The following is a 24,457-nucleotide window of genomic DNA, read 5'->3' as shown; positions in this document are numbered from 1 at the left end:
GGAAAGTAGGGGGCATAGAGTAATGGTTTTATTAGCAAAAACAAGAACGCTGAACCGGCTGCTGCAGCGTGCAGCTGGCGGAGCGCTCAATTTCCGTGAGATGGCAGAGGTGCTCTGTACAACGATACAGGCGGATGTGTTTGTAGTTAGCCGTAAAGGCAAAGTGCTTGGATGTGCCGCTGTTGGGCCATTCCAGCATGAACAGCTGCGCGCATTGCCGGCATCTGAACTGCGTTTCTCGAACGAGAGCAACGAACGCTTCATGAGCTTACAGGAAACAGTGACGAACGTTACTCCTGACGAAGGCATACAGGAAACCTTCTTGATGATGGCAGGACAAGGCATTATGACCGTTGTCCCTATCGTAGGCGGGCGCGATCGGATTGGGACACTAATTCTGCTGCGCGGTTCCGAGCCATTCGGCGATGACGAGCTCATTCTGGCCGAATATGGCAGTACGATCGTGGGCATGGAGATTCTCCGTGAGCGTGCGGAGGAGATTGAACAGGAAGCGCGCAGCCGTGCTGTTGTAGCCGTTGCTGTCGGCTCGCTTTCGTTCAGTGAACTGGAAGCGGTGGAACATATCTTTGAAGAATTGAGTGGCAAAGAGGGTCTTCTCGTCGCGTCTAAGATCGCGGACCGTGTCGGCATTACGCGATCGGTTATTGTGAATGCGTTACGCAAGCTGGAGAGCGCCGGAGTCATTGAAACACGCTCGCTCGGTATGAAAGGGACATACATTCGTATACTCAATACCCAACTCTTGACCGAGCTTGAGAAGAATAAAAATTCATAAAAGTGCAAGAAATATTACAAAATCATTCAAAAACCAGTACATTAATCCCTGTTTTAAGCCCTATCTTCGACAAAGATAGGGCTTTTTTCTCATTGTAATAATTTAGCAAGTTGAGGAATATTAATTTGACGGTTTTCCTTCGACACAAAGCTCTCATATTTTTAATAAATCTTTGTCGAACGAAGAAGGAATGAGAGTTATTCTGTTGAATATTTACATTACACAAGATGGGAAAGTGGGGTTTTTCAGTGAATTTGTTGAATGGCCCGGAATTCAGTCGATTACAGGGTGCTATTAATGCGGCGGAGATACGCCAGCGTGTGATTTCCAACAATATAGCGAATGTCGATACGCCGAAATTCAAGCGTTCCGAGGTCCTTTTTGAGTCGCTGCTGGAACAGAGCATGGGCAGCGGAAATTCTAATTTTATCGGCCGGCGCACGAATGCGCGGCACATTCCGATTGGGCAATCGTCTTCGATCCCTGAAGCTAAAGTGATTACGGATGAAACCACGGTCATGAACAATGACGTGAACAATGTCGATATTGATCGAGAAATGTCGTTACTTGCAAAGAACCAGTTGAATTACAACTTCTACGTGCAGCAACTTAATCATGACATTAAGATGATGCGTATCGGAATTGAAGGGAGAGGATAGTGCATGAGACTTTCTAATGGATTTGATGCTAGCGCATCGGCTCTAACCGCCCAACGGCTCCGGATGGATGTCATCTCGTCGAATATCGCAAATGCCGAAACGACAAGGGGACAATTTGTAAATGGCAAATATGAACCTTATAAGAGAAAGTTGGTTGTCCTTGAGCCGACCTCGCAATCTTTTGCAGATATACTGAATGGTCAAATGAGTGGTTCGGGTAGTGCATCACCTGGCGTGAAGGCTTCGCGAATAATCGAGGATCAGACGCCAGCGAAGCTTGTGTACGATCCAAGCCATCCTGACGCTGACGAGAACGGGTATGTGAAGATGCCGAACGTCGATGTTCTGAAGGAAATGGTTGATATGATCTCAGCTTCGCGTTCCTACGAGGCTAACGTAACGGCCTTGAATGCGACTAAAGGCATGTTTGTGAAAGCTCTTGAAATCGGTAAATAAACAGAGATAATAGCGGAGGGATTCCATTGATTAACCCAATGTCGTTTAATCCGATCCAAACACAATCGGTTAAACTGCCTGACACAAGCGGCATTCAAGATAAGACGACGCCTTCAGAAATGACCGAATCCTTTAGCAATTTTCTGAAAAAAGCAATTGACGGCGTTGCCACGCAAGAACAGAACGCACAAGCGATGAATGATCAGTATATTCTGGGCAATGTAGATGTGTCTCAAGTAATGATCGCTTCACAGCAAGCTGAGCTTGGCTTGCAACTCACCTCGCAAATCCGCAATAAAGTAATTGAGGCTTACCAAGAAATCATGCGGATGCAAATCTAATGACACAGGTTAGAGACATAAGTGAGGTGAAATCGTGAACGAGAAAATAGCCCAATACCGAGCGAAGATTGCTGGGTTTTGGAATGCAATGGAGAAGAAACAAAAAATTTGGTTGGGAGCCTCAGTGGGGATCCTGATTCTAACTATAGTGTTGCTTACATATCTCTTTTCAAGAGTCAGCTATGAAGTAGCGTTTCAGGATTTGGATAGTACAGATGCAGCGGCCGTTATGGAATACCTCGATACGAACAAGATTTCTTACAAGCTTGCCGATGCAGGGCAAACCATTATGGTGCCAGCTGCGAATGCGGCAAAAGTTAAAGTTGAAGCGGGTTCTCAAGGACTTGTCCGTAACGGTACGATTGGATTCGACCAATTTAACGACAGCGGTTCAATGTTTGGTCCAACTGACCGCATTATGGATATTCAATACCGCAACGCTTTGAATGGTGAAATCCAGAAGCTCCTTAATGTGATGCAAGGCGTTAAGAGTTCCAACGTGCTCGTGAACTTGCCGGAAGAGACGGCATTCATGACGACAGAAGAGAAAGAGGAAGCATCGGCTTCCATCACGATGACGTTCCGTCCTGGTTATCGCCCGGAGCAGAAGGAAGTCGACGGCTACTATAATCTCGTAAAAACGGCAATTCCTCATATTAAACCAGAGAATATTACGATTTCTAGTCCTGAAGGAGTACTCCCTTCTAGTAATATCGGCGGAAGTGGCTTAGGAAGTGAGCTAATTGACGAACATTATCAAATTCAGCGTAAATTTGAGAATGATCTAAAGCAGAAAGTACAAGCGATGCTAGTTCCTATGGTTGGTATGAAGAACCTGGTTGTAACGGTATCGAGCTCCTTCAATTTCGATAAGAAGAAATCGGATCAATCGCTCGTTTCTCCGCTGGAGAATAACAATAACAACGGTATTATCCTTAGCGAGAAGGAGAACAGCAAGACGGCAACTGGCGGAACTGGCGGCAGCGGCGGAGTTGCTGGAACAGGCGAGACGGATGTCCCAGGTTACCAAGCGACTGACGCAACAAGCGGCGGTACCTCCGAGGAGAATAACCGAGAGACAAATTATGATTACAACAAAATTTTGAATACGATCGAGTCCGCGCCATATGTGATTAAAGACTTGTCCATCAGCGTAGGTGTTGAGAAGAGTGCCTTAAGCGCTGAAGCGAAGACGGAAATGAACAATTTCTTATCGACAATTATTCGCTCCCAACTCGCAGAGTCCGGTCAAGATGTGAATAATGATGCTCTTATTCAGAAGAAAATTTCGATTATGGCTTCAACATTCGTCGACAATGGCGGAGCAACTTCTTCCGCAATCCTTTCGACAGGCTGGTTGACAGCAATCGGAGTTGCAGCTCTTGCAATTATCGGTGGACTTGGTTACATGGTCGTAAGACGCCGCAGACAAGCCGCGCTTGTTCAGGAAATAGCTGAAACGCCAGGCAAAGTCGAATATCCGACAATTGATCTTGAGAATGTTACGAACGAAAATCAAGTACGCAAACAGCTTGAAACACTGGCCAAGCGCAAACCCGAGGAATTTGTCAATTTGCTTCGGACTTGGCTTGTGGATGAATAGAGGTGGCTGGGATGGCAAGATATCAAGGTGGATTCAGTGGTCGTCAGAAAGCAGCCATATTATTAATTTCGCTCGGTCCTGAAGTTTCTGCTCAAATCTTCAAGCAATTAAGAGAAGAAGAGATTGAGCAGCTAACACTCGAAATCGCCAACGTGCGTAAAGTAGACAACTTGGACAAAGAAAATATTATGAGCGAGTTTCACCAAATTTGTGTCGCGCAAGAATATATATCGCAAGGCGGTATCTCATACGCTCGCGAGATTCTGGAGAAAGCGCTCGGCGAGTCCAAGGCGATGGAAGTTATCGGCCGTCTGACCGCGACGCTGCAAGTGCGACCTTTCGATTTTGCCCGTAAGGCAGAAGCGAGCCAAATTCTCAACTTTATTCAGAACGAGAATTCTCAAACGATTGCACTCGTCCTTTCTTATTTGCAAGCAGATCAGTCATCGCAGATTCTATCGTCACTTCCGCAAGAGAAGCAGGCTGAAGTTGCTCGCAGAATTGCGCTTATGGACAGTACGTCCCCTGAAGTTATTTCGCAGGTCGAGCGTATCCTCGAGCAGAAGCTGTCCGCTACCGTTACACAAGATTACACAACTGCAGGCGGTATTGAATCAATCGTTCAAATTTTGAATGGCGTCGACCGAGGTACAGAACGTACGATTCTCGATGCGCTCGAAATTCAAGATCCAGAACTTGCAGAAGAAATCAAGAAAAGAATGTTCGTCTTCGAGGATATCGTCAACATCGACAACCGGTCGATTCAGCGCATTATCCGCGATATCGAGAACGCCGATTTGCAGCTTGCGCTTAAAGTGGCGAGCGAAGAGGTTCGCGAAGCGATCTTCCGCAACATGTCCAAACGGATGGCGGAATCCTTCAAGGAAGAAATGGAATACATGGGTCCTGTTCGGCTGCGTGACGTCGAAGAGGCTCAAACTCGCATCGTAGCAACCATCCGTAGACTGGAAGAGTCTGGCGAGATTATCATCGCCCGCGGCGGAGGAGATGATATCATTGTCTAGGTTGTTCAAATCGTCGCATGTGATTTCAGTTGAAGATTTAAAGCGGCTTGAATGGTACAACAAGTACGAACCTGCACAGCCAACTGATGAGCAGAATGTTCCGGTCGGCCCATCAGCAGAAACCATTTCGCTTCGGGATCAAATCCTGGATGACGCTGAGGAATTTGCAAACCAGCGCATTCAAGAGACAGGCGAGCAGATCGAGACGATGTATGAAGCTGCAAATGCCCAAATCGACCAATGGTGGTTGGAGCGGCGCTTGCAGGATGAACAATTGCAAGAACAGCTCCGTCAGGATGGTTACACGCAAGGCTACCAGGAAGGCAGAGATGCTGCTACTTCAGAGGTATATGCCCAGTGGGAAGTTATGCTGACAGAAGCTAAAGCGATACTAGACTCCGCTTACGAAACGAAGGAGCAGATCATTCAAGAAGCTGAACCTTTCGTTGTGGCGCTAAGTACGGCGATTGCCGAGAAAATTATTAACAAGCAATTGAACGTTGATCCGAACTGGTCGCTTGATATTATTCGCAAGTCGCTTGAACGGCGGCGTGAGCAAGGTGTTATTACACTGTGCGTATCGCCACAGCAGCTTACATTCGTACAAGCCGCAAGAGAAGAACTGTCGCTTGTCATAGATTCGCAAGCCGAGCTTCAGATTGTGCCGGACGTTTCGGTGAAAGAATTCGGTTGTGTCATTCGCTCCTCTTTTGGCAGCATTGACGCTCGTATCGATACACAGCTTGCCGAAATTAAGAGAGAATTGATAGGGCTTGCCTTGCAGGCCGACGAACGAGGGATAGCAGATGAGCGCTAGTAGACTTGATGCTGATCGCTACATCGAACATCTTCGCCCGCTTGACCCAGTCCGAGTAAATGGCAAGGTGACGCAAGTTATTGGCTTGACGGTTGAATCCGAAGGTCCGGATGCCAGCATTGGCGATGTTTGCTTGATCTACCCGGTCAAATCTTCCAAACCGCTCAAAGCAGAGGTAGTTGGTTTCCGGGATAACAAAGTCATTCTAATGCCGCTTGGCGAGCTTACATCGATCGGTCCAGGCTGTGATGTTGTCGGTACCGGCAAACCGCTTACGGTTCAAGTGGGCTCCGAATTGCTTGGCAAAGTGTTGGACGGTCTTGGACAGCCGCTTGACGGCTCTCATCTCCCTAGCCGATTGCCGCATCATTCGACGTATAATCAGCCAAGCAATCCGCTCTCAAGGCCGCGTGTGAAAGATCCACTCAGCATCGGTGTTCGCGCGATTGACGGACTGCTAACGGTTGGCCAAGGACAGCGGGTCGGTATCTTTGCCGGTTCGGGTGTGGGCAAGAGTACATTGCTAGGCATGGTAGCTAGAAATACTTCCGCTGATGTCAATGTTATCGCGCTTATCGGTGAACGCGGACGCGAGGTTCTCGAGTTTATCGAGAAGGATCTCGGTCCAGAAGGGCTTGCAAGATCAGTCGTGATCGTAGCGACCTCAGACCAACCCGCGTTAATCCGAATTAAAGGAGCGCTAATCGCCACAACGATTGCAGAGTATTTCCGAGATCGTGGACTAAACGTCATGCTCATGATGGATTCGGTAACGCGCTATGCGATGGCGCTGCGTGAAGTCGGTCTTGCCATCGGCGAACCGCCTGCAACGCGTGGTTACACGCCTTCGGTATTCGCAAATCTGCCTAAACTGCTCGAACGAGCTGGGACAGGCCAGCGCGGTTCGATTACAGCCTTCTACACCGTCCTTGTTGATGGCGATGATATGAATGAACCGATTGCCGACGCTGTTCGAGGGATTCTTGACGGACACATAGTCCTCAGTCGAGCATTGGCGCACAAAGGTCATTTTCCAGCAATTGACGTCTTGGCATCGATTAGCCGGGTCATGAAGGAAATCGTCCCGGAAGAACAACAGGATGCCGCGAATGAGCTCAAACGTCTCATGTCTATTTATAGAGATTCGGAAGATCTGATTAATATTGGGGCGTACCAAAGGGGGTCAAATGAAAAAATTGACCAATCTATCGAATTTTTCGACACGATCCAAGCTTTTACCAGACAGAAAACGACGGAAAAGGCCGGTTATGAGGAATCAAAAGAACGACTAATCCGGGATTTCTACATGAACCTAGGGAGATGACACCGTTAGATGGCTCGATTTCAGTACGCCTACCAGAAGATCGTCGACTTGAAGACGAGCGAGAAATCACATGCCGAGTGGCAGCTGTCCGTTGTCATCGGCAAGCTTAACAATGAAGAGCAGTCACTGCAGCAGCTGCGTCAAGAGAGATCTTCTTGGGCCGAACGGCTCGGGGCCGCATCAAGAGAAGCGGTGAGCCTATCGGAGTTGCTCGCCATGCAGCAGTACATCGAACATCTCGACAACAGAATTGTTCACAAGCTTGCAGATGTCAAGAAAGCAGAAATTGCCGTTGAGGCAGGTCGCCGAGTGTTATCCCACCGGATGATGGACGAGAAGGTATGGCAGAAAACGAAGTCGAACGCACATGATCGTTTCCGTGCCGACATGATGGTAAGAGAACAGAATGAGCTCGATGAGCTAGCTACCTCAAGGTTTATGTACGCCGCACAATAATCGTTAATGTTGCATTGCGAATCGGGAGCGACGCCCGAGGGAGGGAAATATTTTGGCAGATATGGATATGGAAAAGCAAGGATACAGCGGATTTGAGCGGTTTATGTTTTTCGTAACGCCGATTCTCTTCACACTCATTCTGCTCGGCGTACTCGTTACGCTGTTTAACTTCGATCTACGAAACAGAGCTCTGGAGATCGGGAATTCGATTCCGTTCTTGAGTAAGGTACTGCCTGACCCTACAGCAGAAGATGGAACAGTTGTAGATGAAGGAAAGATCAAGGCGGAGAATTCAAATGCCAAGATCGCTGAGCTTAAGGCGATGGTCGCCACGAAAGGCGCGGCGCTCACGAAAGCGACGGATGAGAAGACGCAGCTATCTGGGCAAGTAAAAGCTTTGAAAGCAGAGATTGAGACGCTGAAGCAGGCTGGGGCGGAGAAGCAGCTTGAGGATGCCGAATATCAGAGCAAGATCAGTGAGCTTGCAACGATGTACGGAAAGATCTCGCCAAGCAAAGCAGCTCCAATCTTAGAGAGCATGGAGATGGCAGAGACCGTGTTGGTACTCGATGCAATGAAGCCGGATGACCGTGTACGCATTCTTGAGAAGATGACACCTTCCAAAGCAGCCGAAGCTACGATCATGCTGAAAGACGTAAAGACGGTTAAGGATCGTCAAATCGCAGCACTGCAAGCAAGAGTCAACAAGAAGGAATCGACAGCGACACAGCCGAGCAGCGTTCTGAGCAATACACAGTTGAACACAACGTTCTCGAATATGGATCCTAAACGTGCCGCTGAGCTGCTGCTCAAAATGGCGGACGTCAGTCCAAGCAAGGTGCTGAGGATCTTGAACGCCGTAACGGACGCATCCCGCGCTTCCATCATTGCGGAGATGTCGAGCTTGAACAAAGATATTACTGCACAGCTCGTCTCGAAGCTGATGGTAGGTAAGTAATTGCTTCCATTCTCGCGTTCGTTTTTCTAGGTGAAAGGAGGTGAGAAATATGCAAATGTCCGTTTCTAATGCACCAACTAGCGTAACTCCTGCTGGAGCAACCGCTGCACCTTCTGCGGCTAAAGGCGGCGATAACGCTGCTTTTGTCCAAACCCTCGCACAAACGCTGGCAGGTAGTCCTACTGCGAATGCAAGCGGCGAGACAACTGGCGAAGCTGCTGTGATGCCGAAAACTCCTGCGAATCTGTTAGCTTCTTTACTCGGTGGCAATCTATCGAAGGAAGATCTGCTAGCCGCAATCGACTCGCTCTTGAAACAGCTAGATGATACAGATGCTGCACAGCTAGCGAATACGACAACTGAAGGCAATTTGACTGACGCGCTTGTTCAATTGGACAGCTTGATGAGCTTACTTACCGGCATGCCAATGGCTAATCAGCAACAGCCTGATGCTCAAATTGATTTCAGCAATATACTTCCAGCAGATGGTACTGGTGATCAAGCCGGTACAGATCATACAATGCTTGGAGTAATTGCAGCACTTACTGTGGCAGGAACGCAAACGGCTACCGAACAAACTACTGCACAGCTAACGGAGAACAGCTCAGATTCGAAGAGTGCAAACGTTGAAGTAATCGCAGCATTGAAATCTGGCCTGCAAGAAGCGCTTTCTGATTTGCGCTCATTGCTGCAGCAAAGCAAAAACAGCGGTGCGGCCGGACGTGATCAGAATGTGCTCATTAGCAAACAACTTATTGCGACTGAGCAGCTCCTAAGTGGGACGAAACCTGACCTGCAAGCTGCGATTAAAGCGCTAACTGAGTCTGCAGGAAGCGAGCAAGTGGACACGATCCGCTCGGTTCAAACCGCTTCTGTAACGACAAGCTCGCATCTTCAGCGTATGTCCCATCAGCTCCTTCATGTAGGATTGCTGAAAGTGGTTCCGAAGGCTGAGTCTCAACAAGGACAAGCTGGACAAGCAGATTCGCAGCAGCAATTGAACGCTCTGAACTCTCCAACTGTCACTCTTGGCCAAGATTTCCAGCGTACGCAGCTAGCTTCCACCAAGGAAGTCATCCAGCAGCCGGTTCCGGTTAATCAGTTCGCATCAACGGTTCAAGGGCTCGTCGTTAAACAGTTCCAGGTTTCATCGGGCAACGGAATATCGCAAGCACAGCTGACCTTGAATCCTGAGCATTTGGGTCAAGTGAACGTGAACATTTCCATACATGGCGGTGTTGTAACTGCGCAGTTCTTGACTGATACCGTAGCGGCTAAGGATATGCTTGAGAACCAGTTGGCACAGCTTCGTTCTACCCTTCAATCCCAAGGTCTTCAAGTCGATAAGCTGGAAGTTTCACAGACCGCTGCTCAAACGAATTTATTCCAAGAGCATGATCGCAATGGTCAAAGCGGAAGAGAGCAAGGCACTTCTGGACGCGGAGGTTCGAGCAAGGAGACTGATCTTGACTTTAACACGGATCTCGAAGAGCTTACGCTTGAACAGGCAGTCGATCAGGATTTGGGATTAGGTCGAGGTATTCATACAACTGCTTAACGACAAGCACGCAGTCTGTTCGATACCGATAACAGGATAGAACGGAGGTGACAGAAAATGTCCGATCGTGTTTCCACCGCCAACGTATGGCCTTATTACAGCTCCAGCAACGTGCAAGCTGCTACTAATAAAGCGGCAGATACCTCTCTTGGAAAAGATGATTTTCTGCGCATTCTTGTAACGCAGCTGCAAAATCAGGATCCGATGCAGCCGCTCGAGGATAAAGACTTTATCGCTCAAATGGCGCAGTTCTCCTCTGTAGAGCAGCTTGTGAATATGTCGGATCAATTGGCTGGTCTTCGCCAGAACCTTGGAATGGTTTCCAGTATGATTGGTAAAGACGTGCAATGGTACGATTATTCCGATACCGGTGAAATGCTTACGCAAACAGGAACTGTGGATTCAATTGTCATCAAAGACAAAGTGCAGTATGCAAGAATCGGCAATACGGATGTCAATCTTGATGACATCGTCTCTATTGGCGAGAAAGGCGGTGAAGCTACCGGTGAGTGATGTCATGAAAATTGGCCATTTACGGTTAACTGCTACCGCACAGGTACATATAGCAGCCCAGAAAGAACAGGCGGCTGGACGTACGGAGTCCTTTCAAGAGGTTCTGGATCGCAATGTTCTGAAGTTTAGCCACCATGCCGAAACGAGGATGGCGCAGCGCGGAATAACGTTGAAGCCTGAGACATTATCGAAGATCTCGAGTGCGCTCGATCAAGCGGCTGCAAAGGGAGCCAAAGACTCATTGATCGTTTATCAAGATATTGCGATGATAGTCAATGTACCGACGCGGACGGTCGTTACTGCACTGGATGGCAGTAAGATGCAAGGGAATGTGTTCACTCAAATAGACAGTGCAGTCATTGTGAATTAATCGGCTGGACCTAATGAGGAAGCCGAAGAGCCGTGGAACGACGGAAGCGGCTCAATACAACTGCTATATACCACTAGGAGGTTGACTACTCGATGTTAAGATCTATGTACTCTGGCGTTTCCGGTATGCGTGGTTTCCAAACGAAGCTGGATGTCATCGGCAACAATATCGCAAACGTAAATACAGTAGGCTTTAAAGCAGGACGCGTTATGTTCAAAGATATTTTGAGCCAGACTGTTTCCGGTGTTACGCGTCCGGAAGAAGGCACAACAGGCGGCGTGAATGCGAAGCAGGTTGGTCTTGGCGTAGCGATTGCGTCAATCGACACGGTACACACGCCAGGCAGCGCGATGACAACAAACGTGCCGACGGACGTTCGTCTTGACGGTGATGGATTCTTCGCAGTTTCCCCATCCGGTGACGGTGCAGAGGCGCCATACCTGACTCGCGCAGGAAACTTCTCGCTAGATGCAGCGGGTCAGCTCGTGAATGGCGATGGCATGTTCGTGCTTGATTCCAACGGAGGCCCAATTACGCTTGATCCAGCTGAGGTTAAATCGTTCACGATTTCCCAAGACGGCTCGATTATCGCAGTAGGCGCTGACGGTACAGCCAATTCCACCGGCATTCAGCTTGGTGTTGTAAAAGTAACGAACCCGAACGGACTTGAGAAAATCGGCGGCAATCTGTACCGCATGACACCGAATGCGAACATTGATGGTGAAGTAACGCTGACAACTGCTAATGACGCAGAAGCGGGTACAGGCGCGATTATCTCCGGTCAGCTCGAAATGTCGAACGTAGACTTGACTTCCGAGTTTACAGAGATGATCGTTGCACAGCGTGGTTTCCAAGCCAACTCGCGGATCATCACTACTTCCGACGAGATTTTGCAAGAGGTCGTAAACTTGAAGCACTAGGTAAATAACCGCTAGGGAGGCTCTTCGCCTCCCTGCCAGGTTAAGGAGGAAGCTCATGATCGCTGTAACGCGACTGAATGGAAAGACCCTACATATCAATGCGCTGCTTATTGAGCTGGTAGAAGAAACGCCTGATACTTTGATTACGATGACAACAGGTAAAAAAATACTGGTGTTGGAGAAAGCAACCGAAGTCATTTCCTCCATACAGTCTTATCTTCGCTCGATCGGCGTCTATGCGGCGACCCTAAAGAGTGATCAAACGGAGGGAACATCACAATGAAAAAACTGCTGCCCTGGCTAATCTCGATTCTGCTTGCTATCACGCTAATCGCTATCGTGGCTGTTATCCTGCTAAACTCGATTATGGGGGATGACAAAACAAACAACGCGACTAACAAAGCTGCCAATAACGCTGCATCTGTTGAAACAAAGAAGCTTACCGCAGATGATCGCGTTGAACTAACAAGCGAGATTGCGGATATCAAAACCAATCTTTCGGACCCAGAGTATATCGCGGTTCTTGGGCTTGCTTTTCAATTAGATGAGAAATCGACGAAAGAAGATTTCGAGAAAATTAAAGAGATTCAAATTAAACCAATCATCATCCGTACTTTGTCGGATATGAAGCCGGAAGAGATTAACGGTTCCGCAGGAAAAGACTTGCTCTGCGCGAAGCTTCTCAACTTAATCAATCCGGAGCTGCCGGAAGGCAAGCTAATCAAAGTGGAAGTCACCAACTTTATTGTAACGAAGCTGTAATCATCTTAAGAACGCCGCATTCCTTTGAAGGGGGTGAGATAATTGGTTGATGTTCTGTCGCAGAACGAGATTGACGCGTTGCTTGCTGCTTTATCATCCGGAGAGATGGATGCTGAAGAACTGAAGAAGGAAGAGACGCAGAAGAAAATTCGGCTTTACGAATTTAAACGTGCGGTCCGTTTCTCGAAGGATCATATCCGAAGCTTGACTCGGATACACGAAAACTTCGCGCGATACTTGACCACCTATTTCTCAGCGCAGCTTCGCACATTTGTCCAAATAAGCGTAGTTCAAGTTGAGCAATTGCCATATGACGAGTTTATCCGCTCGATTCCGAAGATGACCATCCTCAACATTTTTGAGGCTGAGCCGCTTGAAGGACGAATGGTGCTTGAAGTCCATCCGAACGTCGCCTATGCGATGCTCGATCGATTGTTGGGCGGTCAAGGACTGGCGCCTTCCAAGATTAGTGCGCTGACTGAAATCGAAACGAACATTATGGAGCGAATATTCAGCCGTGCATTTGAGAGCTTGCAAGAGGCCTGGAAGACCGTTATGGATATCGAGCCGAGACTCGAAGCGCTTGAGACGAATCCGCAGTTCATGCAAATCGTATCGCCTAACGAAACGATTGCACTGATCTCGCTAAGCACCAAAATCGGTGATACAACGGGGATGATAAATTTATGTATCCCGCATGTCGTCATTGAGCCTATCATGTCGCGCTTGTCCGTTCACCATTGGTTTGTTTCACAGAAGAAGACAAGGGCTCCAGAAGAGGTGGAAATTCTAAAGCAGCGGGTGACTAAGGCGAAATTGCCTATCGTAGCTGAGCTTGGTCAATCCAGCATTTCGATTCGCGAGTTTTTGGGGCTTTCGGTCGGGGATGTCATATCGCTCACTAAATCAATCGATCAAGGGCTTGATATTAAAGTAGGGGAAAAACTGAAATTTATCGGCAGCCCAGGTTCGGTTAAGGATCGTATGGCAATTCAAATCGATGAAGTTCTCACCGAAGGAGTGGAAGAAGATTATGACGAGTAAAGATTACCTATCTCAAGAAGAAATTGATGCCTTGCTGCGTCAATCTTCCGATGAGCCTGATATGCCGGAGCCATTCGACCGTGAGAAGGAATTAAACAGTCACCTCAGCTCGATTGAGCAAGACGCGCTGGGCGAAATCGGCAATATTACGTTCGGTAGTGCCGCGACTGCGCTCTCGACACTGCTCGGCCGGAAGGTAGACATTACAACGCCTGAAGTATCGCTTATCAAGCGCAGCGAGCTCGACGATGAGTTCCCTAAACCGCATGTTGCCGTTTCAGTAAGCTACGTGGATGGCTTCCAGGGTATCAATTCCCTAGTCATTAAGACGAAAGATGCCCAAACGATTGCAGACCTGATGCTCGGCGGAGAAGGCAAACTGCTAGGTTCAGAGCTTAACGAGATTCATATTAGTGCCGTTCAGGAAGCGATGAATCAAATGATGGGCTCATCCGCAACCTCGATGTCGACGATCTTCAACCGCTTCGTTAATATCTCGCCTCCAGGCATTGATATTCTTGATGTAAATAACGGAGACGGGATGGAGCAGTTACCGCAAGACGATTCTTTTATCAAAATATCGTTCCGGCTGAAAATCGGTGACTTGATCGACTCGACAATCATGCAGCTTCTCCCAATCTCGTTCGCCAAAGAAATGGTAGACACTTTGATGGGAGGCGCTTCTGATCCAGCACCAGCACCAGCTCCGGTAAGTACGCCGGCACCTGCAGCCGTTGCTGCTGCGCCAGTACCAACGCCACCGCCGGTTCACACACCGCCGCAGGCACCTGTAGCACCACCAGCGGCAGCTTATATGCCACCGCCAATGCCGGAGTATGCAGCACCGCCGCATATGCCCCAAACATACGGAGCACCAGCTAACCGGAACGTGAATATACAGCCAGTCCAATTCGCGAATTTCCAAGGTGCGCCATATGTGCAAGCAGAGGATTCAAATTTAAATTTATTGCTCGACATACCGCTTAAGGTCACAGTAGAATTAGGAAGAACTCAGAAGCAAATCAAGGATATTCTTGAATTGTCACAAGGTTCAATCATTGAGCTGGACAAGCTAGCAGGTGAACCAGTCGATATTCTAGTAAATAACAAACTGATCGCTAAAGGCGAGGTAGTCGTTATTGATGAGAATTTCGGCGTGCGCGTAACTGATATTGTTAGCCAATGGGATCGTATCCAAAAATTACAATAATCCTTAGGGGGAAACACAACAATGGCAAATCGCATATTGGTCGTAGACGACGCAGCATTCATGAGAATGATGATTCGCGACATATTGACGAAAAACGGATACGAAGTAGTAGGGGAAGCGCAAGACGGCGCACAAGCAATCGAGAAATTCAAAGAATTCAAACCTGACTTGATCACGATGGATATTACAATGCCTGAAATGGACGGCATCGCAGCTTTGAAAGAAATTAAGAAAATTGACGGCAATGCGAAAGTTATTATGTGCTCCGCTATGGGTCAACAAGCGATGGTTATCGATGCGATTCAAGCTGGCGCGAAAGACTTCATCGTTAAACCGTTCCAAGCTGACCGCGTTATTGAAGCGATCAAGAAAACACTAGGTTAATTGTATGGAAGCTTTAAATAGATATCGGCTTGCTGGCTTAACCATCTCCGGCTGGTTAGTGACAGCAAGTCTTGCATCAGCAGATCCATCAGTAGAAGATGACAAGCCCGTCATAGGAACCAGCATTGGTTACTATGTCTGGGTGATCGTCGCGCTGATGATCGTTATTGGACTCATTCTTCTCGTTATCAAATTTCTAGCCAGCCGTAATCGCGGCTGGGGAACGAGCAGGGCGCTTCGCACTTTAGGTGGTATCCCGCTCGGCCAGAACAAGTCGGTACAAGTTATTGAACTGGCTGGGAGAGTCTATGTCGTCGGCGTTGGCGAAGACATCACGCTGCTGGACAAGATCGAGGATCCTGAGCTAGCTGAAAGTGTACTCGCCGCAATTGAACAGCAGAATGGACGCGCATGGAACTCACCAACGATTACTGATTTCTTGAGTAAATTCCGCAAAAGCTCGAAGGATGATGAGCCAACGAACGAGCCGTGGCAAGAAGCAGTTTCTTTCAAGGAACTGCTGAGCAACGGTATGAAGCGGCAATCGGGTCAGAAACAGAAGGTTGAAGAGTTGCTGCACGAGCAAAAACAAAACGATCGGTTGTTGGACGAATGAACAGAAAAATCTTATGGACAGTTTTTGCATTTCAATTGCTAGGTTTACTCTTTCATGCACATGCTTTTGCCGAGCCGATTCCGAATGTAAGCGTTAGTATCGGAGACGCAAGTGGAAGTGGTGCGCCGGATTCAAGCGCTTTGTCACTTCTTCTTATCATTACAGTGTTAAGCGTAGCGCCAGGCATTCTAGTTCTGATGACGAGCTTTACTCGAATTGTAATTGTGCTTAGTTTCGTTCGGACATCGCTTGGAACGCAGCAAATGCCGCCGAACCAAGTGCTTGTCGGACTTGCTCTGTTTCTAACCTTCTTTATTATGTCACCAACTTTGGGCACTATGAATCAGGTTGCACTGCAGCCTTACTTGAAAGGCGAGCTGACGCAAACGCAGGCGCTGAGTAAAGCGGCGGTTCCGCTCAAGAAGTTTATGATGAATCAGACGCGTGAGAAAGACTTGCTGCTCTTCCTGAAATATACGAAGACGGAGAAGCCGAAGTCTTACGAGGATGTGTCGATTACGGTGATGGTTCCAGCTTATGCGCTTAGTGAGCTTCGAACGTCATTTCAGATGGGATTCATGATCTTCATTCCGTTTCTAATTATTGATATGGTTGTCGCCAGTACGCTCATGGCGATGGGGATGATGATGTTACCGCCTGTAATGATTTCGCTCCCGTTCAAAATCTTGCTTTTCGTACTCGTAGATGGCTGGTATCTAATCGTCAAATCATTGCTGCTTAGTTTCAACGGCTAGCAATTGCAAGGGAGTGCATAAGAATGAGTACTGATTTCATCATTACCTTAGCTGGGCAAGCGGTATACACGGTGCTTAAGGCCAGCGCACCGATGCTCCTGATAGGCCTCATTGTCGGTTTGGCCGTCAGTATTTTTCAAGCGACAACGCAGATCCAAGAGCAAACGCTTGCTTTCATACCAAAAGTTGCCGCAGTATTGCTATCCGTTCTTTTCTTTGGTCCATGGATACTGAACACACTGGTCGATTTCACCTACAATCTGCTGAGTAACTTGTATAAATACATCGGATAGGCTGTGGATCGATGGAGATTTTTCTTCAAGGGTTCCCTATTTTTTTGCTTATTTTTTGTCGAATAACAGCTTTTTTCGTCGTAGCTCCTGTATTCTCGACTCGAAATGTGCCAAAAACGTTTAAATTGGGACTCTGTTTTTTTGTATCGCTGCTTGTCTTTCTAACGTACGGCTTAAAGCAAACGATTGTGCCTGATGCTGAATATATTCTTGCTATATTTCGAGAAATTCTCGCAGGCGTTCTACTAGGCTTTACTGCATATATGTTCTTTACGATCATCAACACAGCCGGCAGCTTTATTGATATGCAGATAGGCTTCGGGATGGCGAACATCCTTGACCCGATGACAGGTGTTTCGGCACCGCTGCTCGGTAACTTTAAAGGCATGGTCGCAACGCTGGTATTCTTGTCTATCAATGGACATCATTTTTTGCTTTCAGCGCTTATTCAAAGCTATGAATGGATACCGCTCTCGAATACGCTGTTTGCTCATGTGCATTCAGGAAGCATCTCAACGTTTCTAACGACGATGCTTGTCCAATCCTTCATGCTTGCGCTTCAAATGTCAGCACCGCTCGTCGTAGCGATGTTCCTGACAGATGTAGGGCTCGGGTTTCTCGCACGAACAGCACCTCAGTATAACGTGTTTGTTATCGGAATTCCGATTAAGCTTCTAGTCGGTTTACTGATGCTCACCGTAATGATGCCGGGATTGATTATGATCTACGAGCACTTATTTGACCAGATGTTCACTGCGATGCAGAAGCTTTTCTCCATTCTACAAGGTCCCGCAGCTTAAGGGGAGGGCTAAAACTTATGGTGAAGTACCGTTTCACGCTCGATCTGCAGTTGTTCAATCAGGAAAAAACAGAGCGTGCGACACCAAGAAAACGGCAAGAAGCACGTCAAAAAGGCCAGATTGCCAAAAGTCAGGAAATACCGGGCGCGCTCATTCTATTGTTTATTTTTCTTAGCTTCTTTGCTCTAGACGGTTATTACAAAGTACGTATTCTGCATCTTTTCGGCATGATCTTTGAACAGAGATTGTTGATGGAAGTGACTAAGAGCAACGTTGTTTCCTTGTTCTACGACCTCATGATGCAGGGCTTCATGCTTCTAGCTCCAATCTTCGGCATCGCTATAATTGTGGCATTGTTGGCGAATTATTGGCAAGTCGGTATCTTGTTTACTGGGGAACCGATCAAGATGAAGCTGAACAAACTGAATCCCATAAGCGGATTCAAACATATTGTATCCATGCACGCTTTAGTCGAGTTCGTCAAAAATATTTCGAAATTGTTAGTAATTGGACTAATTGTCTATCGGGCACTATGGAACGAGAGAACGCAGATTATGAATCTCGCGCGTGTTCCAATTGGCGACATTTTTAGTTACGTAGCAAACATCACGATTAAGCTCGGGATTGAGATTGGCGCAGTCCTTGTTATTCTCGCTTTCTTTGATTTCATGTATAAGCGTTATGAGCATGAGAAGAGCTTGCGCATGTCCAAGCAAGATATCAAAGATGAGCACAAGAAAACAGAGGGCGACCCGCTCATAAAAGGCAAAATCAGAGAGCGTCAGCGACGTATGGCATTGCAGCGTATGATGCAGGAAGTGCCTAAAGCTGATGTAGTTATCACGAACCCAACTCACTTCGCGATCGCGCTCAAGTACGATGGGGCGACGATGGAAGCTCCGACCGTTATTGCTAAAGGGATGGATTTCGTAGCATTGCGGATTAAAGATGTGGCGAAGGAGAATGGCGTCATAATGATGGAAAACAGGCCGCTTGCCAGAGCGTTGTACGATCGGGCGGAAATTGGTGACACGATTCCAGCCGATCTTTTCCAAGCTGTGGCGGAAGTGCTGGCATATGTATATAAATTGAAGCAAAAAGTGAAGTAACATCAGCAGCAATCATCAGTGGAGGAGGGTACGTCATGAAGGCTAGAGACCTGACAATACTTATCGGGATCATCGGCATCGTTCTTATGATGGTCATTCCGATTCCAACCGGCTTAATGGACGTGCTCTTGATCATCAACATTTCTATCGCTTTGATGATTTTGCTTATATCCATGAATACGAACGACGCACTGCAATTCTCCATTTTTCCTTCCATGCTCCTCATTACGACTTTATTCCGGCTTGCACTTAACGTATCAACGACACGCAACATATTGTCCAAAGCGGAAGCGGGGAAAGTCGTACATACGTTTGGAAGTTGGGTTGCAGGCGGGCAGATCGCCATCGGTTTCGTCGTATTCCTTATTCTAGTTGTTGTACAGTTCATCGTTATTACGAAAGGTTCGGAGCGTGTCGCAGAGGTTGCGGCTCGTTTCACACTCGATGCGATGCCTGGTAAACAGATGAGTATTGATGCGGATTTGAATGCGGGTCTCATTAACGAGTTGCAAGCAAGAGAGCGCCGCCAGAAGATTGAGAAGGAAGCCGATTTCTACGGCTCCATGGACGGTGCCACAAAATTCGTTAAAGGTGACGCCATCGCCTCCATCATAATCCTAATCATTAACTTGATCGGTGGATTCATTATCGGTATGGCTGTTCACGGGTTTTCCTTCAGTGAATCGATCAATACATTCTCCATTCTGACGATCGGTGACGGACTTGTCAGCCAAATTCCAGCACTGCTCATCTCCACAGCGACAGGCTTGATCGTTACTCGCGCTGCTTCTGAAGGCAATTTGGCGCATGATGTGACAATGCAATTGTTCCGCTATCCGAAGCTCCTTTACATTGTTGCTGGAACGATTACGCTGCTCGGTCTTGGAACTCCAATCGGTCCTTTTGCGACACTTCCGTTTGCAGCAATTATCGTGTATGCAGGCTTCCGGATGCAGTCGAACCTTACGAAGGAGCAACAAGCGCAAGATATGCTCGTGGAAGAACAAGAAATCGAAGAGGTTCGCAGCCCGGAAAGTGTCATCAGTCTGCTCCAGGTCGATCCGATCGAATTCGAGTTCGGTTATGGTCTTATCCCGCTCGCGGATACGCAGCAGGGCGGTGACTTGCTTGACCGAATTATTATGATTCGCAGGCAGTGTGCCCTTGAGCTTGGTCTTGTCGTACCGGTTATCCGGATTCGAGACAATATTCAACTCAAACCGAACGAGTACGTCATTAAGATCAAAGGCAACACCGTTGCTCGCGGCGAGCTGCTGCTGAATCACTACTTGGCGATGAGCCCAGGCTTTGATGATGATTCGATCGTTGGTATTGAGACGATGGAGCCTGCATTTGGCTTACCGGCAATCTGGATCGATGAAGCAACGAAGGAACGTGCCGAGCTGCTCGGATACACCGTAGTTGATCCACCGTCAGTCGTAGCAACTCATTTGACTGAGCTTATCAAGCGCCATGCACACGAACTGATCGGCCGCCAAGAAACGAAGGCTCTGATCGAGAACGTTCGCGAGTCTTACCCGGCACTGGTGGATGAGCTTATCCCATCTATTCTGAATGTCGGTGATATTCAGAAGGTGCTTGCGAAGCTGCTTCGTGAGAAAATCTCGATTCGCGATATGGTTACGATCTTCGAATCACTCGCCGATCATGGTGCTTATACGAAAGATCCAGATATCCTTACTGAATATGTGCGTCAAGCGCTATCCAGACAGATTACGCAGCAATTCTCCCATAATGGCGACACGCTGCGAGTGATTACGGTAGGTCCGCTGTTAGAGAAGAAGATTGCGGAATCGGTACAGTCATCCGACCAAGGCACCTACTTGGCGATGGACCCGATGTCAACGCAGACGATCTATCAGAAACTGAATGAACAAGTGAACAAGCAGATTCAATCTGGCTATCAGCCGATTGTACTCGCTTCTCCTACCATTCGGATGTACCTTCGTCAAATTGTTGAGCGCACGATGCAGGACGTTCCGGTTCTCTCGTACAGTGAGCTTGAACCTAGTATTGAAGTACAAAGCATTGGAGTGGTGAATCTATGAAGGTAAAGCGCTATGTCGTCAATGCCTTACCTGAGGCACTTCCCATGATTCGAAGTGAACTCGGCATAGATGCCGTAATTTTAAACACCAAAGAAATTCGCGTCGGCGGATTTCTTGGCATGTTCGGCAAGAAGAAGACAGAAGTTATCGCCGCTGTAGAGACTGGCAGCGCCAACAATTCAGGCTCAAGCTCTAAGGCGAAGCCGCCGGCTCGCACGCAAACTGCGGTCAGTGCAAGACCTAATGCAATGCCGCTGGCAACACTAAAACCAGCAGTTCCCGCAGCGCCTTCACCGGCTGCTGCATCCGCATTTGATGCAGTGCTCAGCCATGCGGCTGAAGTGAAGCAGGCAAGAGAAGCTGCAACGGCAAGAGAAGTAGAAGTCCAAGAGCTTCCGAAGATATCTCCAGCGGCTGCTTATGGAGCAAGAACAGCGGCTCCGAGTGAGGTGCCTGTAGCGGCTGCGCCAGAGGTGCCAACTCAAGATGTTCGCAAACCGATACTGGCGGAAGATCATTTGCTTGCTGAGATTCGCGACATGAAGCAGTGGATTGTGCGGATGTCCAAACAACAGCAGCAGGAATCCCGTCCGGCCGCCATCCAGGCGCTTCAAGACAGGCTCGTAGATCAAGAAGTCGACCAGCAATGGATTGACCAGTTGATCGAGCAGGTCGAAGCCGAAATGATTGAAGCGAAGCAACACGGTATGCCTGATGCTGATTACGCAACATATGTATGGGGCTGCGCGCGCCGGATCTTGATTGGCTGGATGAGCAAGTTTGAAGCGAATCAAATTAGCCGCGATACGCAGGTCATCCATTTTGTTGGTCCGACTGGTGTCGGCAAAACTACATCGATTGCTAAGCTAGCCGCTGAGCAAACATTGAAAGCCGGACGTAAAGTCGGATTCATTACATCTGATACGTACCGGATTGCAGCGGTTGATCAGTTGCGCACATATGCAACGATTCTTAATGTGCCGCTTGAAGTCGTCTTCTCTCCTGCTGAGGTGACTAGAGCCTTCAAGCAGCTTGAAGGTCGCGAGCTGATCTTCATGGATACGGCGGGACGTAATTTCCGCAATGAGCTCTATGTATCCGAAGTGAACAGCTTGCTGCAGTCAGGAAGCCATGCGATGACATATCTGGTGCTCAGCCTAACGGGCAAGTTCAGCGATATGTCGAAGGTTGCCGCTAATTTTGCTCAATATGGCATTGACCATGTGCTCTTCACGAAGCAAGATGAGACGCACGCTTGCGGAGCGATTCTGAACTTAGCGCTTGAGCATGGCCTTAAACCTACGTATATCGCTTACGGCCAGACAGTTCCGGATGACATCGCTCCATTCCAAGCAGCCAGCTATGTCGAACAATTGCTGGGGGCTTCTGATGATAAATAACGATCAGGCGGAAGCGCTTAGAAACTTGGTTCGGAACAATGAGACGATGCGTGAAGCAGGCAGAGCGACCCGAATCGTAACCGTTACTAGCGGGAAGGGCGGCGTCGGGAAGTCCAACTTCAGCTTGAACTTCTGCTTGGCGCTGCAACAGCTCGGCAAGAAAGTGCTCATTTTTGATGCGGATATTGGGATGGCGAACATTGATGTGCTTATGGGCGTTTCCTCTCGCTATAATCTCTATCATCTGCTAAAGCAAGAGAAGACGATCTGGGATATTATTCAGGAAGGCCCGCACGGTGTTCATTTTATTGCAGGGGGATCGGGCTTTAAGGATCTCGTCGATCTATCTTCGGCGCAGCTTGATTACTTCGCGGAACAGATCGGCCGGCTGCATGGTGAGTATGATGTGATTTTGTTCGACACAGGCGCAGGCCTCTCGAAGGAAACGATTAAATTCATTACCGCCGCCCAAGAGACGATCATTGTTACAACGCCCGAGCCGACATCAATCACAGATGCATACGCGCTGATTAAGATGGTCACCGCGATGGAGCATGACGTGAAATTCAAGCTTATCGTGAACCGTGCATCAGACGATAAGGAAGGTAAGGCGACAGCGGATAAGATGGCGCTAGTCGCCCAACGCTTCCTGAATCTTGAACTGCCAGTGCTCGGCTATTTGCCGGATGATCCGAATGTACCTAAATCAGTAAAGAAACAAGTACCTTTCTCAATCGCATTTCCAGGCACTGTTGCATCAAAGACAATCATGGATATCGCGAAGCAATTTGCCGATATCCCAGGTGCTTCAGGGGCCACCAGCAATGGTGTCAAAGGGTTTCTACATAAAATGTTCAGACTTTCAAAATAATCCTTTGAAATGGGAGGCTGCATCTATGACTGTAACATCTCGTGTACTTGTGGTTGATGATTCCGCGTTTATGCGCAAAATTCTTTGTGATCTGATCGCGCTTGATCCGCAGTTTGAAGTTGTTGGCACTGCCAACAATGGCAGAGAAGCCATTGAGGCTGTTCGTGTCCATCAACCGGATGTCATAACGATGGACCTCGAAATGCCAGAAATGAACGGCCTGGAGGCGCTTGAGCGGATTATGCGCATCCACCCAACGCCGATTATTATGCTATCGAGCATTAGCGATGACGGAACACGAGAGACGATCAGAGCGCTGCAGAATGGAGCGTTTGACTTTATCCGCAAGCCATCTGGACCGAACTCGCCAGATATTCAAATGGTCGGAGAACAATTGCTGGAGAAGCTGCGGATTGCGGTGTTGACGAAGCGCCATTCTTCTCTATACCAGCAAGTGTCGGCGCCCGCTCCGAGAAAGCCAGCAGTACCGAAGCAGAAAGAGTCATTCACATTCGATACGGCTTCGCTGCCTAAGCCTTCGCGCCGTTCGGACGCAGCCAATGCGAGTAAGGAAATGTACGACCAAGCCGCAATGAACGAGACTGCTGCAGCATCGTCGAAACCTGCGGAGCCAAGCAAGCCTGGACTTAACAAGTCAGCTGCGAAGAAGGAGAAGCCTCAGCCAGCTCCTGCACAGACGGTGCAGTCCGATGCGGATGCACCGGCGAAGAATACGGGTAAACCAGCGCCGAATCGGAACTTCCGGCATCTGGTGGCGATTGGCACCTCCACAGGAGGACCTCGGGCACTGCACGAAGTGATTACCGCGCTGCCGGCTGATTTTCCAGCTCCGGTACTCGTCGTGCAGCATATGCCGCCGAAGTTCACCCACTCGCTCGCGCAGCGTCTTGACTCATTCAGCGCGCTGAATGTGACCGAGGCTGTACATGGCGAGCGCGTGTTTGCAGGCGTTGTGTATATCGCGCCAGGCGGCTATCATATGGAACTTGCCAAAGATCGCGAAGGCTACTGTATCAAGCTATCGGATGAGGCACCAAGAGGCGGCCATCGTCCTTCTGTAGATACGATGTTTGAATCGTGTGCGGCTTTCACTGAGCTGCGCCGTCATTCCGTCATTATGACAGGCATGGGCAGCGACGGTATGAAAGGTATGAAAGTAATGAACGACAGCGGCGCGGAGAGCGCGATCGCGGAAGCAGAAGAATCATGCGTCGTGTATGGAATGCCGCGATCCGCAATCGAAGCTGGCGTGGCGAAGTCAGTAGTCAATCTGCGGCAGATCGCAACTGCTATAACGCAAGCGGTGCGCAAGTAGGCAGGCTCGTCT

28 protein-coding genes are annotated in these 24,457 nt (G+C 48.4%); all 28 read left to right on the top strand.

Features of this window, described 5'->3' with window-relative positions:
* Positions 1–22: 22 nt before the first annotated feature.
* The 28 genes from codY to AC0LWF_RS09175 all read left to right on the top strand — a co-directional run bounded on the left by codY (position 23) and on the right by AC0LWF_RS09175 (position 24,445).
* Positions 23–796: a GTP-sensing pleiotropic transcriptional regulator CodY gene (gene codY / locus AC0LWF_RS09310; RefSeq protein ID WP_474651280.1), complete on the top strand. Its 774-nt coding sequence runs from the start codon at positions 23–25 to the stop codon at positions 794–796.
* Between the two features lie 248 nt (positions 797–1,044).
* Positions 1,045–1,455, top strand: a complete 411-nt coding sequence (gene flgB / locus AC0LWF_RS09305) for a flagellar basal body rod protein FlgB (RefSeq protein ID WP_474651279.1) — start codon at positions 1,045–1,047, stop codon at positions 1,453–1,455.
* A 3-nt stretch (positions 1,456–1,458) separates the two neighbouring features.
* A complete protein-coding gene (gene flgC / locus AC0LWF_RS09300; RefSeq protein ID WP_474651278.1) occupies positions 1,459–1,911 on the top strand; it encodes a flagellar basal body rod protein FlgC in 453 nt (150 codons plus the stop codon).
* 26 nt (positions 1,912–1,937) lie between these two features.
* Positions 1,938–2,252, top strand: coding sequence for a flagellar hook-basal body complex protein FliE (fliE, locus tag AC0LWF_RS09295; RefSeq protein WP_474651277.1), 315 nt, complete (start codon positions 1,938–1,940; stop codon positions 2,250–2,252).
* Positions 2,253–2,286: 34 nt separating this feature from the next.
* Positions 2,287–3,855, top strand: a complete 1,569-nt coding sequence (gene fliF, locus AC0LWF_RS09290) for a flagellar basal-body MS-ring/collar protein FliF (RefSeq protein WP_474651276.1) — start codon at positions 2,287–2,289, stop codon at positions 3,853–3,855.
* A gap of 11 nt (positions 3,856–3,866) precedes the next feature.
* Positions 3,867–4,880: a flagellar motor switch protein FliG gene (gene fliG / locus AC0LWF_RS09285; RefSeq protein WP_474651275.1), complete on the top strand. Its 1,014-nt coding sequence runs from the start codon at positions 3,867–3,869 to the stop codon at positions 4,878–4,880.
* The gene (locus tag AC0LWF_RS09280) at positions 4,873–5,697 is read left to right on the top strand and encodes a FliH/SctL family protein (RefSeq protein WP_474651274.1); all 825 of its coding nucleotides are present in this window, start codon (positions 4,873–4,875) and stop codon (positions 5,695–5,697) included. The genes fliG and AC0LWF_RS09280 overlap by 8 nt, the downstream gene beginning before the upstream one ends.
* A complete protein-coding gene (gene fliI / locus AC0LWF_RS09275) occupies positions 5,687–7,021 on the top strand; it encodes a flagellar protein export ATPase FliI (protein ID WP_474651273.1) in 1,335 nt (444 codons plus the stop codon). Before AC0LWF_RS09280 ends, fliI begins: the two co-directional genes overlap by 11 nt.
* Before the next feature lie 9 nt (positions 7,022–7,030).
* Complete coding sequence (gene fliJ / locus AC0LWF_RS09270; RefSeq protein WP_474651272.1) at positions 7,031–7,477, top strand: flagellar export protein FliJ; 447 nt, start codon at positions 7,031–7,033, stop codon at positions 7,475–7,477.
* A 61-nt stretch (positions 7,478–7,538) separates the two neighbouring features.
* Positions 7,539–8,435, top strand: a complete 897-nt coding sequence (locus AC0LWF_RS09265) for a MotE family protein (RefSeq protein ID WP_474651744.1) — start codon at positions 7,539–7,541, stop codon at positions 8,433–8,435.
* Positions 8,436–8,484: 49 nt separating this feature from the next.
* Positions 8,485–9,993 carry a flagellar hook-length control protein FliK gene (locus AC0LWF_RS09260; protein WP_474651271.1) on the top strand — a complete coding sequence of 503 codons (1,509 nt, stop codon included), beginning with the start codon at positions 8,485–8,487 and terminating at the stop codon, positions 9,991–9,993.
* Positions 9,994–10,050: 57 nt separating this feature from the next.
* Positions 10,051–10,506 (top strand): flagellar hook capping FlgD N-terminal domain-containing protein, encoded by a 456-nt coding sequence (locus AC0LWF_RS09255; protein WP_474651270.1) that lies wholly within the window; start codon positions 10,051–10,053, stop codon positions 10,504–10,506.
* On the top strand, positions 10,499–10,876 hold the full coding sequence (locus tag AC0LWF_RS09250; protein WP_474651269.1) for a TIGR02530 family flagellar biosynthesis protein: 378 nt from the start codon (positions 10,499–10,501) through the stop codon (positions 10,874–10,876). Before AC0LWF_RS09255 ends, AC0LWF_RS09250 begins: the two co-directional genes overlap by 8 nt.
* Positions 10,877–10,968: 92 nt before the next feature.
* Positions 10,969–11,796 (top strand): flagellar basal body rod protein FlgG, encoded by an 828-nt coding sequence (gene flgG, locus AC0LWF_RS09245; protein ID WP_474651268.1) that lies wholly within the window; start codon positions 10,969–10,971, stop codon positions 11,794–11,796.
* A gap of 55 nt (positions 11,797–11,851) precedes the next feature.
* On the top strand, positions 11,852–12,079 hold the full coding sequence (locus tag AC0LWF_RS09240; RefSeq protein WP_474651267.1) for a flagellar FlbD family protein: 228 nt from the start codon (positions 11,852–11,854) through the stop codon (positions 12,077–12,079).
* Positions 12,076–12,558 carry a flagellar basal body-associated FliL family protein gene (locus AC0LWF_RS09235; RefSeq protein WP_090574125.1) on the top strand — a complete coding sequence of 161 codons (483 nt, stop codon included), beginning with the start codon at positions 12,076–12,078 and terminating at the stop codon, positions 12,556–12,558. The genes AC0LWF_RS09240 and AC0LWF_RS09235 overlap by 4 nt, the downstream gene beginning before the upstream one ends.
* Positions 12,559–12,600: 42 nt before the next feature.
* The gene (gene fliM / locus AC0LWF_RS09230) at positions 12,601–13,602 is read left to right on the top strand and encodes a flagellar motor switch protein FliM (RefSeq protein ID WP_474651266.1); all 1,002 of its coding nucleotides are present in this window, start codon (positions 12,601–12,603) and stop codon (positions 13,600–13,602) included.
* Positions 13,592–14,812, top strand: coding sequence for a flagellar motor switch phosphatase FliY (gene fliY, locus AC0LWF_RS09225; protein ID WP_474651265.1), 1,221 nt, complete (start codon positions 13,592–13,594; stop codon positions 14,810–14,812). The genes fliM and fliY overlap by 11 nt, the downstream gene beginning before the upstream one ends.
* Before the next feature lie 21 nt (positions 14,813–14,833).
* Positions 14,834–15,196: a response regulator gene (locus AC0LWF_RS09220; RefSeq protein ID WP_090574128.1), complete on the top strand. Its 363-nt coding sequence runs from the start codon at positions 14,834–14,836 to the stop codon at positions 15,194–15,196.
* Positions 15,197–15,200: 4 nt separating this feature from the next.
* Positions 15,201–15,812: a flagellar biosynthetic protein FliO gene (locus AC0LWF_RS09215; protein ID WP_474651264.1), complete on the top strand. Its 612-nt coding sequence runs from the start codon at positions 15,201–15,203 to the stop codon at positions 15,810–15,812.
* Entirely contained in the window at positions 15,809–16,567 is a 759-nt protein-coding gene (fliP, locus tag AC0LWF_RS09210; RefSeq protein WP_474651263.1) for a flagellar type III secretion system pore protein FliP, read from the top strand. Before AC0LWF_RS09215 ends, fliP begins: the two co-directional genes overlap by 4 nt.
* Positions 16,568–16,590: 23 nt before the next feature.
* Positions 16,591–16,860, top strand: a complete 270-nt coding sequence (gene fliQ, locus AC0LWF_RS09205) for a flagellar biosynthesis protein FliQ (protein WP_090574132.1) — start codon at positions 16,591–16,593, stop codon at positions 16,858–16,860.
* Between the two features lie 11 nt (positions 16,861–16,871).
* A complete protein-coding gene (fliR, locus tag AC0LWF_RS09200) occupies positions 16,872–17,660 on the top strand; it encodes a flagellar biosynthetic protein FliR (protein WP_474651262.1) in 789 nt (262 codons plus the stop codon).
* Between the two features lie 17 nt (positions 17,661–17,677).
* Positions 17,678–18,769, top strand: a complete 1,092-nt coding sequence (gene flhB, locus AC0LWF_RS09195; RefSeq protein WP_474651261.1) for a flagellar biosynthesis protein FlhB — start codon at positions 17,678–17,680, stop codon at positions 18,767–18,769.
* A 35-nt stretch (positions 18,770–18,804) separates the two neighbouring features.
* On the top strand, positions 18,805–20,838 hold the full coding sequence (gene flhA, locus AC0LWF_RS09190; RefSeq protein WP_474651260.1) for a flagellar biosynthesis protein FlhA: 2,034 nt from the start codon (positions 18,805–18,807) through the stop codon (positions 20,836–20,838).
* Positions 20,835–22,238, top strand: coding sequence for a flagellar biosynthesis GTPase FlhF (gene flhF, locus AC0LWF_RS09185; RefSeq protein WP_474651259.1), 1,404 nt, complete (start codon positions 20,835–20,837; stop codon positions 22,236–22,238). Before flhA ends, flhF begins: the two co-directional genes overlap by 4 nt.
* Positions 22,228–23,109: a MinD/ParA family protein gene (locus AC0LWF_RS09180; protein ID WP_474651258.1), complete on the top strand. Its 882-nt coding sequence runs from the start codon at positions 22,228–22,230 to the stop codon at positions 23,107–23,109. Before flhF ends, AC0LWF_RS09180 begins: the two co-directional genes overlap by 11 nt.
* A 25-nt stretch (positions 23,110–23,134) precedes the next feature.
* On the top strand, positions 23,135–24,445 hold the full coding sequence (locus AC0LWF_RS09175) for a protein-glutamate methylesterase/protein-glutamine glutaminase (protein WP_474651257.1): 1,311 nt from the start codon (positions 23,135–23,137) through the stop codon (positions 24,443–24,445).
* Positions 24,446–24,457 lie beyond the last annotated feature (12 nt).

It is taken from the genome of Paenibacillus sp. sgz302114 (genome assembly GCF_056120345.1).
The sequence above is the reverse complement of the archived record's forward strand: the minus strand, read 5'-3'. Positions and strand labels throughout refer to the sequence as shown.

Bases quoted from the DNA above. Each gene is read 5' to 3' on its own strand.
- codY (WP_474651280.1), top strand. From the start codon at position 23: ATGGTTTTATTAGCAAAAACAAGAACGCTGAACCGGCTGCTGCAGCGT.
- flgC (WP_474651278.1), top strand. From the start codon at position 1,459: ATGAGACTTTCTAATGGATTTGATGCTAGCGCATCGGCTCTAACCGCC.
- fliG (WP_474651275.1), top strand. From the start codon at position 3,867: ATGGCAAGATATCAAGGTGGATTCAGTGGTCGTCAGAAAGCAGCCATA.
- fliI (WP_474651273.1), top strand. From the start codon at position 5,687: ATGAGCGCTAGTAGACTTGATGCTGATCGCTACATCGAACATCTTCGC.
- fliJ (WP_474651272.1), top strand. From the start codon at position 7,031: ATGGCTCGATTTCAGTACGCCTACCAGAAGATCGTCGACTTGAAGACG.
- AC0LWF_RS09265 (WP_474651744.1), top strand. From the start codon at position 7,539: ATGGATATGGAAAAGCAAGGATACAGCGGATTTGAGCGGTTTATGTTT.
- AC0LWF_RS09260 (WP_474651271.1), top strand. From the start codon at position 8,485: ATGCAAATGTCCGTTTCTAATGCACCAACTAGCGTAACTCCTGCTGGA.
- AC0LWF_RS09255 (WP_474651270.1), top strand. From the start codon at position 10,051: ATGTCCGATCGTGTTTCCACCGCCAACGTATGGCCTTATTACAGCTCC.
- flgG (WP_474651268.1), top strand. From the start codon at position 10,969: ATGTTAAGATCTATGTACTCTGGCGTTTCCGGTATGCGTGGTTTCCAA.
- AC0LWF_RS09240 (WP_474651267.1), top strand. From the start codon at position 11,852: ATGATCGCTGTAACGCGACTGAATGGAAAGACCCTACATATCAATGCG.
- AC0LWF_RS09235 (WP_090574125.1), top strand. From the start codon at position 12,076: ATGAAAAAACTGCTGCCCTGGCTAATCTCGATTCTGCTTGCTATCACG.
- fliY (WP_474651265.1), top strand. From the start codon at position 13,592: ATGACGAGTAAAGATTACCTATCTCAAGAAGAAATTGATGCCTTGCTG.
- AC0LWF_RS09220 (WP_090574128.1), top strand. From the start codon at position 14,834: ATGGCAAATCGCATATTGGTCGTAGACGACGCAGCATTCATGAGAATG.
- AC0LWF_RS09215 (WP_474651264.1), top strand. From the start codon at position 15,201: ATGGAAGCTTTAAATAGATATCGGCTTGCTGGCTTAACCATCTCCGGC.
- fliP (WP_474651263.1), top strand. From the start codon at position 15,809: ATGAACAGAAAAATCTTATGGACAGTTTTTGCATTTCAATTGCTAGGT.
- fliQ (WP_090574132.1), top strand. From the start codon at position 16,591: ATGAGTACTGATTTCATCATTACCTTAGCTGGGCAAGCGGTATACACG.
- fliR (WP_474651262.1), top strand. From the start codon at position 16,872: ATGGAGATTTTTCTTCAAGGGTTCCCTATTTTTTTGCTTATTTTTTGT.
- flhB (WP_474651261.1), top strand. From the start codon at position 17,678: ATGGTGAAGTACCGTTTCACGCTCGATCTGCAGTTGTTCAATCAGGAA.
- flhA (WP_474651260.1), top strand. From the start codon at position 18,805: ATGAAGGCTAGAGACCTGACAATACTTATCGGGATCATCGGCATCGTT.
- flhF (WP_474651259.1), top strand. From the start codon at position 20,835: ATGAAGGTAAAGCGCTATGTCGTCAATGCCTTACCTGAGGCACTTCCC.
- AC0LWF_RS09180 (WP_474651258.1), top strand. From the start codon at position 22,228: ATGATAAATAACGATCAGGCGGAAGCGCTTAGAAACTTGGTTCGGAAC.
- AC0LWF_RS09175 (WP_474651257.1), top strand. From the start codon at position 23,135: ATGACTGTAACATCTCGTGTACTTGTGGTTGATGATTCCGCGTTTATG.